Here is a 12,158-nt window from a genome sequence, read left to right on the forward strand (position 1 = left end):
AGAGGCTGGCCTTGCCGGGTTTACGGAGGCGATTCCATGCCAGTCATTGCGACCGATCTGATGAAGACGGTGCCCTCGATCGTGCCGAGCGACATCCCGACCCTGAGCGACGACGAATGTTTGCGCCGGCTCGCGCAGGCCGTTGAAGCCCATGATTCCGAGCATCTGGACGAGGTGGCGCTGCTGATCGGCCGGCTCGCCGTCACGATCGAGTAACCCGGATTCCCGACTGGCTGGCTTGCTTTCCGCAGCGTGATCGGCGTGTTGCGTTTTGGCGGAGCTTGTACCAAAGATGACCCGGTTCTAGCTCTTGCGGCGGCAATGCCGCTCGCCATCAGCGTCTCGTTATCAGGGTCTTGCCAATGTCCGGTTTTGTGACCGCGCGCCAGAAGATGGTCGATGGCCAGGTGCGTCCGAGCGACGTCACCGATATCCGAATCATCGATGCCATGCTGGCGGTGCCGCGCGAGGCCTTTGTGCCCGAAAACAAGCGCGCCTTGGCCTATCTCGATCTCGACCTCGATGTCAGCGAGGGCGGCGGCGTGAAGCGGTTCCTGATCAAGCCCGCGGTGCTGGCGAAAATGCTGCAGGCGGCCGAGATCAAGCAGACCGACCGGGTTCTGGTGGTGGGCTGCGCCAGCGGTTATGCGGCCGCCGTGATCGCGCAATTTGCCGGGCAGGTGACCGCGACCGAGAGCGAACCGGGGCTGGCCGCGAAGGCCCGGGACATCCTTTCCCGCAACGGTTGTGGAAATGTCGCGGTCGGCACCGGGGCGGCAGCCGGGGGCGATTCGGCGAATGCTCCGTTTGACGTCATCGTCGTCAACGGCGCGACCGAGATCGTGCCGGAGCAGCTCTACGCGCAGCTCCGGAATGGCGGCCGGCTGGTCGGGGTGTTCGCGATGTCGTCGCCCGCCCGGGCTACCATTGTGACGCGCTCCCACGGCGATTTCGGGAACCGGGCGCTGTTCGACGCCGCGGCGCCGGTCCTGCCCGGCCTGGAACGGCTTCCCGCCTTCGTTTTCTAGCCATTGTCGCCCCGCAACGGCCGTTAAAATCCCGTTCTGAATCAGAAGTGTGGCCGGATTGCCCCACGTGAAGAGTTTCCACCGGGTTCCGTTGCTGGGTGGTTCCGTCCGGCCCACGTGCGGACTAAGGTGAGCCGGGACTCACTTGGGCGAAGCGACGCCCGGTTCATGTGTGTGGACCGGCGAACGAATATGAATGGATTACCTGGGATGCGTGGGGTGAAGGTCGTTACCGGAGCTGCGGCTGCGGTGCTCCTGCTAGCTTACATGGGCCCGATGCCCGCTTTGGCCGACACGATCGAGGCCGCGTTGGTGCGCGCCTACCAGACCAATCCTCAGCTCAACGCACAGCGTGCCCAGGTGCGCTTCACCGACGAAAACGTGCCACAGGCGTTGTCGGGCTATCGCCCGAGGGTCGCGCTCACCGGCAGTGCCGGTTACCAATATACCGATACCAATACCACCTCAGGCGGCAGCCCAACCGCCATCGTGCGGACCGAAATCCACGGCACCAACCCGCCGCGCAGCGTCGGCGCCACCGTGACGCAGACGCTTTTCAATGGTCAGCAGACCGCCAACAGGACCAGAGCAGCCGAGAGTCAGGTCTCCGGCTCGCGCGAGGCGCTGCGGGTTCTCGATCAATCGGTTCTGCTCTCGGCAGCCACGATCTACATGGACTTTCTGCGGGACTCGGCAATCGTCGAGGTTCAGCAAAGCAACGTGCGTGTTCTCGAACAGACGTTGAAGCAGACCAAGGATCGATTCAATGTCGGCGAAGTCACACGCACCGACGTCGCGCAGTCGGAAGCACAACTTGCCGCCGGCAAGACGCAGCTGTTGACGGCCGAAGCCAATCTGGTCACGACGCGTTCGAACTTCCGCCGCATCATCGGTAACGAACCCCAGGGGCTTGCCCCGGGCTCGCCGGTGGATCGCTTCTTGCCAGGAACGCTGCCGAGCGCGGTCGAACTCGGCTTGATCGAAAATCCGAACGTGACGGCTGCGATGTACGGCATCGACGTCAGTTATCTCCAGGTCAAAGTCAACGAAGGCGCGCTTTTGCCCACCGTGACGTTGCAAGCTTCGGTGCAACAGTCCTACGAATCGTCGCTAATCCTCTATCGGTCGTTCGGCGCATCGGCGACCGCGCAGCTCACGGTCCCAATCTATCAGGGCGGCGCCGAGTACTCGCTGATCCGCCAATCGAAGGAGACGCTGGCACAGCAGCGTCTCGTTCTTGAACAGACGCGCGATGCGACCCGCGCCAACGTCGTCACCGCATGGGGGCAGCTGGTCGCCGGCAAGGCCCAGGTGTCATCGGCGCAGGCGCAGGTGACGGCATCCGAAATCGCGCTCAACGGCGTGCGTGAAGAAGCCAAGGCCGGACAGCGCACCACGCTCGACGTGTTGAACGCCCAGCAGGCGCTGGTCAACGCGCGCGTGGCGCTGGTTACCGCCCAGCATGACCGCGTGGTCGCGTCCTATGCCGTGCTGAACGCGGTCGGCCGGCTGTCGCCGCAGGTACTGAAATTGCCGACGGAGACCTACGATCCCAGCGTGCATTACCATCAGGTACGTGACAGCTGGATCGGCGTTCGCACGCCCGACGGCCGCTGATCCCGGCACCATCGCTGCCTCGCGCGGGATGACATCCGGCGGCGGTTGCGCTCCGGTCTCCTTTGAGGCGTTTTCTATCGCCGATTAAGTCTACGCAATCTGCGTGGACTTGATTGCGATGCGAGCCGGATCGATCGCGCATCACGTGCGGGACAGGCCCTCGCTCGAAGACGCCATGAGTGCATTGCTTGCAATCAAATCTTGCCGTGACATACCTTTGCCGTAGGCAACAGAGCGATTCGCGCCGCGTATTTGCGTTCTTGGCGGCGATGTTCGGGTGCCAAAGGGGGAGCGGGACCTCGCGCGATGCATCGGGCGGGCTTGATCTGGGGACAAGTCAGGCCTGTGCGATGAAAATCCCGGCCTGCATATCCGGAACCGGCAAATCCTTTGCGGCTTGGTGTAAAATGCTTTCGATGTGGAGTCGGAAATGACGCAACCTGCAAAGGTCCAAGAGCCCTCGATGGAGGAGATTCTGGCGTCGATCCGTCGCATCATTGCCGACGACGAAGCAAAGCCGGCGGCTGCGGAGAAGCCCACCAGTCCGCCGCCCGCACCCGCCAAGCCGGACGGCCCGGCTGCGGCGCCGGCCGCCAAGGCGCCGGGGATGAAGGATATTCCGCCGTCGGCGATCGCACCGGCTGCCAAGCCGGCCGCGCCCAAGCCCGCACCGCCTCCGCCGCCCGCAGCGCCTGAGCCGGCTGTGTCCAACAGCCAGGACGACATCGACGCGATGCTGGCGAGCCTCGACGCGGCGACGCCCGAGGCCGAGATCAGGCCGCCGCAGCCTGACGGCGAGGTGTTCGAACTCACCGACGAGATGGCGCTGCCGGATCCGGCACCGCCGCCCGCCGCAGCGCCGGCATCCTCGTTCCACAAGATCGACCCCCAGGACGATATCGAATTCACCGAAGGCACGTCCGCCAGGGCGCTTCGGCCGCCGGCCTACGAGCCGCCGCCGTTCGAGAGCGCCGCAGCTCCGGCGCCGCAGCAGATCCTGTCGCGCACGACCGTTTCGGCGGTAGAATCCGCCTTCAATTCGCTCGCCAACACCGTGCTCAGCAACAACGCGCGGACGCTGGAAGATCTGGTCAAGGAAATGCTGCGCCCGATGCTGAAATCCTGGCTCGACGATAATCTGCCGGGATTGGTGGAGCGCATCGTCAAGGCCGAAATCGAGCGGGTTTCGCGCGGGCGTTAGTCCGATAGGGCCGGACCGGCCCTCATTCAGCCACCACAGCCGGTTTTATCGTGTTTTTGCCGTGCCGGTCAGGTTGACTTGCCGCGTTCCGGCGGCTTTCTAACCGTTCCCATACCTCCGACTGCATTGTCATGATCGAGAAAAACTACCAGCCTGCCGATATCGAAAGCCGCATGTCCCGCCTCTGGGAGGAGAGCGGCGCGTTCAGGGCCGGACGCCCCGAGCGCAAGGACGCAGCACCGTTCACCATCGTGATCCCGCCGCCGAACGTGACGGGCTCGCTGCATATGGGCCACGCCCTGAACAATACGCTGCAGGATATTCTCTGCCGCTTCGAGCGGATGCGCGGGCGCGACGTGTTGTGGCAGCCCGGCACCGACCACGCCGGCATTGCGACCCAGATGGTGGTCGAGCGGCAATTGATGGAACGGCAGGAGCCGGGCCGCCGCGAGATGGGCCGCGCCAAATTCCTCGAACGGGTCTGGCAGTGGAAGGCCGAGAGCGGCGGCGTCATCGTCAATCAGCTGAAGCGCCTCGGCGCGTCCTGCGACTGGTCGCGCGAACGCTTTACGATGGATGAGGGCCTGTCGCGCGCCGTCGTCAAGGTGTTCGTCGAACTGCACCGCGAAGGCCTGATCTACAAAGACAAGCGGCTGGTGAACTGGGACACGAAACTGCTCACCGCGATCTCCGATCTCGAGGTGCAGCAGGTCGAGGTCAAGGGCAGCCTGTGGTATCTGCGCTATCCGATCGAGGGCAAGAGCTTCAATCCCGAGGATTCCTCAACCTTCATCGTGGTCGCGACCACGCGCCCCGAAACCATGCTCGGCGACACCGCGGTCGCGGTGCATCCGGAGAACGAGCGGCTGGGGCATCTCGTCGGCCAGCACGTCATTCTGCCGCTGGTCGGCCGCCGCATTCCGATCATTGGCGACGATTATGCCGATCCGGAAAAAGGCTCCGGCGCGGTCAAGATCACGCCGGCGCATGATTTCAACGACTTCGAAGTCGCCAAGCGGCACGGCCTGCCGCGGATCAGCGTGCTCGATCAGGAGGGCTGCCTCGCCCTCGTCGGCAACGAGGATTATTTGCGCGGCTTGCCGGAAGGGGCGATGCAATTCGCGGAAGAGTTCAACAATGTCGAACGCTTCACCGCGCGCAAGCGGATCGTCGCGCGTCTGGAGGATTTCGGTTTCCTCGAGATGATCGAGCCGAACACCCATACGGTGCCGCATGGCGACCGCTCCGGCACGGTGCTGGAGCCCTATCTGACCGACCAGTGGTATGTCGACGCCAAGACCATGGCGCAGCCCGCGATCGCGGCGGTGCGCTCGGGTGCCACGACATTCGTGCCGAAGAACTGGGAAAAGACCTATTTCGAGTGGATGGAGAACATCCAGCCCTGGTGCATCTCGCGCCAGCTCTGGTGGGGCCATCAGATTCCGGCCTGGTACGGGCCGGACGGCAAGGTGTTCGTCGCCGAAACCGAGGAAGAAGCGGTCGGCAACGCACTCGGCTACTACGTCGAGCAGGAAGTCATCACGCCCGAGCAGGGGCAGGCGATGGCAGAGGACCCGGCCAGGCGCGAAAACTTCATCACCCGCGATGAAGACGTGCTCGACACCTGGTTCTCCTCGGGGCTGTGGCCGTTCTCGACGCTCGGCTGGCCCGATGCGACGCCGGAAGTGCAGCGCTATTACCCGACCGACGCGCTGGTGACGGGCTGGGACATCATCTTCTTCTGGGTCGCGCGGATGATGATGATGGGCCTGCACTTCATGAAGGAAGTGCCGTTCTCAACCGTCTATATCCACCGCCTGGTCCGCGACGAGAAGGGCGCGAAGATGTCGAAGTCGAAAGGCAACGTCATCGACCCCTTAGGCGTCATCGACGATTTCGGCGCCGACGCGCTGCGCTTTGCGCTGGCGCGTGGCGCGGCGCACAGCCACGACATCAAGCTGTCGCCGCAACTCGTCGAAACCAACCGCAATTTCGCGACCAAGCTCTGGAACGCCTGCCGCTTCGCCGAGATGAACGGCTGCGCGATGCCGGCAGAATTCGATCCGGCGAACGCCAGGGAGACGCTGAACCGCTGGATCGCGCATGAGACGTCGCGCGCGACGCGCGAGGTCACCGAGGCGATCGAAGCCTATCGCTTCAACGATGCCGCCAACGCGATCTACCGCTTCGTCTGGAACGTCTATTGCGACTGGTATGTCGAGCTCGCCAAGCCGGTGTTGCTGGGCGAGGAGGGCGCTGCAAAGGCCGAGACCCGCGCCATGACCGCATGGGCGCGCGACGAAATCCTCAAATTGCTGCACCCTTTCATGCCCTTCATCACCGAGGAACTCTGGGCGGTGACGGCCAAGCGCGACGGACTTTTGGTGCTGGCCGCGTGGCCCCGCAAAGCCGAGGCGACGGCGGAACAGATGGCGTCGATGGCGATGGCGGGGCCGAACGATCCGCTGATCCCGCCGGTCATTCTGGCGCTCGATGCCGGTGACTTCAGCGATCCCGCCGCCGAAGCCGAGATCGGCTGGGTGGTCGACCTCGTCACCGCGATCCGTTCGGTGCGCGCGGAAATGAACATCGCGCCGGCAACGCTGACGCCGCTGGTGCTCGCGGGCGCATCCGCCGAGACAAAGGAGCGCGCGCAGCGCTGGAGCGATGTCGTAAAACGCATGGCCCGGCTGGCCGAGATTTCCGTCGCCGATCGCGCGCCGGAAGGCGCGGTGCAATTGCTGGTGCGCGGCGAGACCGTCGCGCTGCCGCTCAAGGGCGTGATCGATCTGGCGGCGGAACGAACCCGGCTCGACAAGGAAATCGCCAAGGCCGACGCCGATATCAAGCGCGTCGACGCCAAGCTCGGCAACGCGAAATTCGTCGCCAATGCACCCGAAGAGATCGTCGAGGAAGAGAAGGAAAAGCGCGAAGCCGCAGTTGCGCGCAAGGCCAAGATCATGGAAGCGCTGGAGCGACTGCAGAACGTCAATGCTTGACCACGTCTCCATCACGGTGTCCGACATTCCCGCCGCCGAGCGGTTCTACGACGCCATCATGAAGGCGCTCGATGTCGTCAAGGTCGGCCGCCGCGATGACTGGCTCGGCTATGGCGAGCGGGCGCGGGCGGCATATCCGGATCGCGTCTATCTCACCATCCGCAAGGGCGTGAAGCCCGAGGAGGCCTTCGGCCGCCACTGGTGCTTCAAGGCGAAATGGCGCACGCAGGTCGACGCGTTCTGGGACGCCGGCATCGCCGCCGGCGGCACCGACGACGGCGCGCCGGGCCTGCGCGATTATCACGCGTCCTATTACGGCGCGTTCCTGCGGGACCCCGACGGCAACCGCATCGAGGCCGTGTGCCATCACGCGGTGTGAGCGGCGATCCAGAAAGTGCCCGACGGGCAAATCAGCGAATTTGCTGTCAAGCCCGCTCTAAGAAAATATACCTCTTGTCCCGTCGGGCAAATCAGTGATTTGATTCTGCCCGTCTCACCCGAAAGAGGGGCGGCTCGCGATCGTCACGAAACGCGCGGTGGGATGCGGTGGACGCGGCAGCGTCGGGCGCGATCGTCGCCGCAAACTCGGGTGACTTCCGGTGTACTCGTGGTGACTACCCTGTGCTTACTACCAATGCACAGGGGCTACGGGTGCAGCGGGCACCCGGCTTTCCCTGCGCCCTCTGATTTCCGGGGCGAAACGATTTTGCAAAACTCGGGCGCATCGCGCCGCGATATCGCGAAGGTGCGTCCCATCAGCCGTCATTGCGAGCCACCGGGTCGCGCGAATGCGCGCCCGATGACAGGCTCCGCGAAGCAATCCATCGCGCCGCGCAAAGAAGGAATGGATTGCTTCGTCGCGGAGCACCTCGCAATGACGGTCTGATGCACTCGTCAAAACCGTTTGCTCAAAAACTTCGAATCCTTCAGCCCATACCGCCACGGCAAATCAACCGCCTTGGTGATCCCGATCCGAACGCCTTTGACGATTTCCGGTTGGCCGGTCCGCGCATGCAGCGCGATCGGCGGCTGATCGAGCGGCAGCTCGCTTTGCTTGATGGTGATGCCGAGGGCTTCGCACAGCTTGCCGGGCCCCGAGCACAACGCGCGTTCGTCGTGCAAGCCTCGGCGCCGGCGCATCGCCGGGATGCCGTGGGTCGGCTGCAGCGCGCGGATCAGCACCGCGCTGGCGGAGCCTGCTTCCTCACAGACGAAATTCACGCACCAATGGATGCCGTAGGAGCGATAGACGTAGGAAAACCCGGGGGGACCGAACATCACCATGTTCCGCGCCGTCGGCCCGCGGAACGAATGCGCGGCCGGATCGGTGTGATGATAGGCCTCGACCTCGACGATGATACCGCCGACGCCGTCGACTAGCAGTGTCGCCCCGATCAGGTCGGGGGCGACCTCATGCACGCTGCGGTCGAAAAATCGGCGTTTGATGGGCTTGCCGAGGCGCGGAGGGTGATCCGCGGCGGATTTGGAGCCTTGAGCCATTCTGATGAGAATCGGTGCGGAACTGACGGGAAAGCTGCCAATATCTTGCATGTTTCTGCTAGCTTCGGCGAGTCCGCAGCGTCGCTTCGCTGGACGCAGCGGGTTGCGGCGAGCAGCGACACGGATTAGTTAGAACCTGTCGTAACTTCCGGACTTAACATGGTCGTCCTCGTCGATACCGTCTCCACCAACCCGGTGCGCCCGCGTCATCCTGAAAAGGTGAACCGGCCGGATGCGCTGTCGCCGCCGAAACCGGACTGGATCCGGGTCCGCGCGCCGAATACCCGCGGCTATGCCGACACCCGCAAAATCGTCAAAGAGAACGGCCTCGTCACGGTGTGCGAGGAGGCGGGCTGCCCGAATATCGGCGAGTGCTGGGACAAGAAGCACGCCACCTTCATGATCATGGGTGACACCTGCACCCGGGCCTGTGCGTTCTGCAACGTCAAGACCGGCATGCCCGGCGCGCTCGATGCTTCCGAGCCGGAGCACGTTGCGGAAGCCACGTTCAAGCTCGGGCTCGCCCATATCGTGGTGACCTCGGTCGACCGCGATGATCTCGGCGACGGCGGCGCCGAGCATTTTGCACAGACCATCCGCGCGATCCGGGCGCGCTGCCCGACCACCACGATCGAGATTCTGACGCCGGACTTTTTGCGCAAGGAAGGCGCGCTGGAGGTCGTGGCCGCCGCCAAGCCCGACGTGTTCAACCACAATCTGGAAACGGTGCCGTCGCGTTACCTCACCGTGCGTCCCGGCGCGCGCTATTTCCATTCGATCCGGCTGTTGCAGCGGGTCAAGGAAATCGACCCGACCATCTTCACCAAATCCGGCATCATGGTGGGGCTCGGCGAGGAGCGGCACGAGGTGCTGCAGGTGATGGACGATCTGCGCTCGGCCGACGTCGATTTCCTCACCATTGGGCAATATCTGCAGCCGACCCGCAAGCACCACGCCGTGATGCGCTATGTGACGCCGGACGAGTTCGCGGGCTACGAGAAGGTCGCCTATACCAAAGGCTTTCTGATGGTGTCGGCGAGCCCGCTGACCCGCTCGTCCCATCACGCCGGCGAGGATTTCGCAAAACTCCAGGTGGCGCGGGCTGCGCTATCCCGCTGAGCATAGTCGATGCCGAAATTTTCAAGCAAGCGCCGTGTCCACCACACCGCGCAGCAAATGTTCGATCTGGTCGCCGACGTCGAGCGCTATCCGGAATTCGTGCCGTTGTGCCATTCGCTGAAGATCCGCCAGCGCACGCCGATGGAGGACGGTACCGAAATCGTCGTCGCCGACATGACGGTGTCGTTCAAGCTGGTGCGGGAAACCTTCACCAGTCGGGTGACGCTGGACCGTCCCAACCTGAAAATCCTGGTCGAATATTTGCGGGGGCCGTTCAGCAATATGGAAAACCGCTGGAGCTTTGAGCCGAGAGGCGAAACCGACTGCGACGTCGGCTTTTTCCTCTCTTACGAATTCAAGAGTCGGATGCTGGCGATGCTGATGGGCACGATGTTCGACACCGCGTTCCAGCGCTTTGCGGCCGCGTTCGAGAAGCGCGCGGACGTGGTTTATGGGAAAGCTGGTGTCAGCCGACCGTCATGAGGACTTTCACCGTCATTGCGAGGAGCGAAGCGACGAAGCAATCCATACTTTTTTCCGCTGAACGATGGATTGCTTCGCGGAGCCTGTCATCGGGCGCGCATTCGCGCGACCCGGTGGCTCGCAATGACGTGGAGAGGTCGCACTAAGTTCGCGGCGGCCGGCGCCGCTTGACGGCACCGCCGCGCGGCGTTCGGGCGACGCGCGGGCGCAACCTGCTCGCGGCCTCGCGTCGCGGTTTTGCCGGCGCCTGCGGCCCGCGGGCGAGCTCCATCAACATGCGCAGCGCTTCCACCACGGAGCGTTGGCGCACCGTGGTGCGTCCGATCGCACCGAAGCGGCATTCGCGGTGCAGGATTCTGCCATCGCGCGCGGCCACCGCGAAATGCACGAGCCCGACCGGCTTGCCGGGCGTCGCACCCCCGGGGCCGGCAATGCCGGTGATCGAGACGGCGAGATCGACGCCGGCTTTCTCCAGCGCGCCGATCGCCATCGCGGTTGCGGTTTCCTTGCTGACCGCGCCGAAGGTCGCAAGCGTCGTTACCTTGACGCCGAGCATCGCGCGCTTGGCGTCGTTGGAATAGGTGACGAAGCCGCGGTCGATGACGTCGGAGGAGCCGGGAATGTCGGTCAGGGCGCCTGCGACCAGGCCGCCGGTGCAGGATTCGGCGGTCGCAATCGTCAGCTTGCGCATCCGGCACAAATCGAGCAGCGAGCGGGAGAGGGCGCGGGCGTCGCTGCCGCTCATGTTACTCGCTCCAACCTTTATCATTCCAGGGCAAGCGGATGGTGGCGCTCGCGGTCGCGGCGATGCCTTCCTCGCGCCCGGTGAAGCCGAGCCGCTCGCTGGTCGTGGCCTTCACGGCGATCCGCGAGATATTGATGCCGGTGATCTCGGCGATGCGCGCGCGCATGGTGTCGCGCAGCGGTCCGATCTTCGGACGCTCGCAGATCATCGTGACCTCGAGATTGGCGATACGGCCGCCGCGCGCGGTGACGCGGTCGACGGCGTATCTGAGGAACTGGTCGGAGGAGGCGCCCTTCCATTTGAGGTCGCTCGGCGGAAAATGCGAGCCGATATCGCCGTCCGCCAGTGCCCCGAGGATGGCGTCGACCAGCGCATGCAGGCCGACGTCACCGTCGGAATGGGCGAGGAAGCCGCGGGTATGCGGCACGCGCACGCCGCAGATCATCAGATGATCGCCATCGCCGAAGGCGTGCACGTCATAGCCGGTGCCGGTCCTGATATCGCCGAGCATGGCGCCGAGGCGGGCTTCTTCGCGGACGAAATCTTCGGGGGTCGTCAGTTTCATGTTTGCAGGATCGCCTTCAAAGGTCGCCACCGTCAATCCCGCCCATTCCGCGAGCGCCGCGTCATCGGTGAAATCGCTGCGGCCGTCGCGCGCGGCGCGGCGATGGGCCTCGAGGATGATTTCGAATCGAAACGCCTGCGGCGTTTGCGCGATCCGCAGCCGCGCGCGGTCCGGCGTGGCCTCGACGTCTCCGGTCTCGCCGGTCAGCTTGATCGTATCGGTGACGGCGATGGCCGGAATAGCGGCGCCGGTGCGGCCCGCCGCGTCGATCGCCCGCGAAATCACCGCAGCCGTGACGAAAGGCCGCGCCGCATCGTGGATCAGCACGATGTCGGGCTTCTCGCTCGCTAGCGCTTCGAGTCCTGCGTGCACCGAAGCCTGTCGCGTCGCGCCGCCACTGGTTGGCGGCGCATGGCGCAAGCCGCGGACGGCTTCGTTGAACACCGCCGCGTCGTCGGGATTCACAACCGGCTGCACGGCGAAGACATCCGGATGGCGGCAGAACGCCTCCATCGCCCGGAAGATCACGGTTTGCCCGCCGATCGTACGATATTGCTTTGGCCCGCCGGCGCCGGCGCGAAGCCCACGCCCGGCTGCGACGAGGATAGCTGCTGCGCGCTCAGATTTGGACATTGGACTTAATGAGGGACGAATCCGGGTTCAGGAAAGGTGGCGCGTTGGCGACAGCCCTTACCATGCTGCATGCGCAAAAACAGAGCGATTGCCAATAGCTGTGGGAAAAGCAGTTTTTGTTGCAGTGCACTTGCACAAATGACAGAACTGTCTAAAGTGTAGGCATGGAGCTTGACTGCACAAGATTTGTGCTCACAATATACGCCAGCGGTTGCAATGACGCGGCCGCCAGAACGACGAGAAACCCGTGACCGGCCTGGAATGCAAA

Annotated in this window: 11 protein-coding genes; 8 read left to right on the top strand and 3 right to left on the bottom strand. The window is 64.2% G+C overall.

The genetic code is table 11. The features are described 5' to 3' along the window. Positions 1–36 precede the first annotated feature (36 nt). The 6 genes from NL528_RS22355 to NL528_RS22380 all read left to right on the top strand — a co-directional run bounded on the left by NL528_RS22355 (position 37) and on the right by NL528_RS22380 (position 7,224). A complete protein-coding gene (locus NL528_RS22355) occupies positions 37–216 on the top strand; it encodes a hypothetical protein (protein ID WP_309176619.1) in 180 nt (59 codons plus the stop codon). A 146-nt stretch (positions 217–362) separates the two neighbouring features. After that, positions 363–1,028 (top strand): protein-L-isoaspartate O-methyltransferase, encoded by a 666-nt coding sequence (locus NL528_RS22360; RefSeq protein WP_309176620.1) that lies wholly within the window; start codon positions 363–365, stop codon positions 1,026–1,028. Between the two features lie 210 nt (positions 1,029–1,238). Then, a complete protein-coding gene (locus tag NL528_RS22365) occupies positions 1,239–2,645 on the top strand; it encodes a TolC family outer membrane protein (protein WP_309176621.1) in 1,407 nt (468 codons plus the stop codon). Positions 2,646–3,075: 430 nt separating this feature from the next. After that, positions 3,076–3,846 (top strand): DUF2497 domain-containing protein, encoded by a 771-nt coding sequence (locus NL528_RS22370; protein WP_309176622.1) that lies wholly within the window; start codon positions 3,076–3,078, stop codon positions 3,844–3,846. A gap of 131 nt (positions 3,847–3,977) precedes the next feature. Further along, positions 3,978–6,845: a valine--tRNA ligase gene (locus NL528_RS22375; protein WP_309176623.1), complete on the top strand. Its 2,868-nt coding sequence runs from the start codon at positions 3,978–3,980 to the stop codon at positions 6,843–6,845. Next, on the top strand, positions 6,838–7,224 hold the full coding sequence (locus NL528_RS22380; RefSeq protein WP_309176624.1) for a VOC family protein: 387 nt from the start codon (positions 6,838–6,840) through the stop codon (positions 7,222–7,224). Before NL528_RS22375 ends, NL528_RS22380 begins: the two co-directional genes overlap by 8 nt. Before the next feature lie 515 nt (positions 7,225–7,739). Here NL528_RS22380 and NL528_RS22385 read toward each other — a convergent pair. Next, positions 7,740–8,345, bottom strand: a complete 606-nt coding sequence (locus NL528_RS22385) for a DNA-3-methyladenine glycosylase (protein WP_309176625.1) — start codon at positions 8,343–8,345, stop codon at positions 7,740–7,742. Positions 8,346–8,504: 159 nt separating this feature from the next. On the opposite strand from NL528_RS22385, the gene lipA reads away from it, so the two are divergent. Next, entirely contained in the window at positions 8,505–9,464 is a 960-nt protein-coding gene (gene lipA / locus NL528_RS22390) for a lipoyl synthase (RefSeq protein ID WP_309176626.1), read from the top strand. 9 nt (positions 9,465–9,473) lie between these two features. Next, on the top strand, positions 9,474–9,947 hold the full coding sequence (locus tag NL528_RS22395; protein WP_309176627.1) for a type II toxin-antitoxin system RatA family toxin: 474 nt from the start codon (positions 9,474–9,476) through the stop codon (positions 9,945–9,947). Between the two features lie 142 nt (positions 9,948–10,089). Here the strand turns inward: NL528_RS22395 and NL528_RS22400 are convergent, their stop codons facing one another. Then, positions 10,090–10,692 (bottom strand): CinA family protein, encoded by a 603-nt coding sequence (locus NL528_RS22400; RefSeq protein ID WP_309176628.1) that lies wholly within the window; start codon positions 10,690–10,692, stop codon positions 10,090–10,092. Between the two features lies 1 nt (position 10,693). Beyond that, positions 10,694–11,890: a bifunctional 2-C-methyl-D-erythritol 4-phosphate cytidylyltransferase/2-C-methyl-D-erythritol 2,4-cyclodiphosphate synthase gene (locus tag NL528_RS22405; protein ID WP_309176629.1), complete on the bottom strand. Its 1,197-nt coding sequence runs from the start codon at positions 11,888–11,890 to the stop codon at positions 10,694–10,696. Positions 11,891–12,158: the final 268 nt, after the last annotated feature.

Source organism: Bradyrhizobium sp. Ash2021 (genome assembly GCF_031202265.1).
GTDB lineage: Bacteria > Pseudomonadota > Alphaproteobacteria > Rhizobiales > Xanthobacteraceae > Bradyrhizobium.

What these genes read in the sequence shown, in the direction of transcription:
- NL528_RS22365 (WP_309176621.1), top strand. Translation starts at nt 1,239, where the DNA reads ATGCGTGGGGTGAAGGTCGTTACCGGAGCTGCGGCTGCGGTGCTCCTG.
- NL528_RS22380 (WP_309176624.1), top strand. Translation starts at nt 6,838, where the DNA reads ATGCTTGACCACGTCTCCATCACGGTGTCCGACATTCCCGCCGCCGAG.
- NL528_RS22355 (WP_309176619.1), top strand. Translation starts at nt 37, where the DNA reads ATGCCAGTCATTGCGACCGATCTGATGAAGACGGTGCCCTCGATCGTG.
- NL528_RS22385 (WP_309176625.1), bottom strand. Translation starts at nt 8,345, where the DNA reads ATGGCTCAAGGCTCCAAATCCGCCGCGGATCACCCTCCGCGCCTCGGC.
- NL528_RS22400 (WP_309176628.1), bottom strand. Translation starts at nt 10,692, where the DNA reads ATGAGCGGCAGCGACGCCCGCGCCCTCTCCCGCTCGCTGCTCGATTTG.
- NL528_RS22405 (WP_309176629.1), bottom strand. Translation starts at nt 11,890, where the DNA reads ATGTCCAAATCTGAGCGCGCAGCAGCTATCCTCGTCGCAGCCGGGCGT.
- lipA (WP_309176626.1), top strand. Translation starts at nt 8,505, where the DNA reads ATGGTCGTCCTCGTCGATACCGTCTCCACCAACCCGGTGCGCCCGCGT.
- NL528_RS22360 (WP_309176620.1), top strand. Translation starts at nt 363, where the DNA reads ATGTCCGGTTTTGTGACCGCGCGCCAGAAGATGGTCGATGGCCAGGTG.
- NL528_RS22375 (WP_309176623.1), top strand. Translation starts at nt 3,978, where the DNA reads ATGATCGAGAAAAACTACCAGCCTGCCGATATCGAAAGCCGCATGTCC.
- NL528_RS22370 (WP_309176622.1), top strand. Translation starts at nt 3,076, where the DNA reads ATGACGCAACCTGCAAAGGTCCAAGAGCCCTCGATGGAGGAGATTCTG.
- NL528_RS22395 (WP_309176627.1), top strand. Translation starts at nt 9,474, where the DNA reads ATGCCGAAATTTTCAAGCAAGCGCCGTGTCCACCACACCGCGCAGCAA.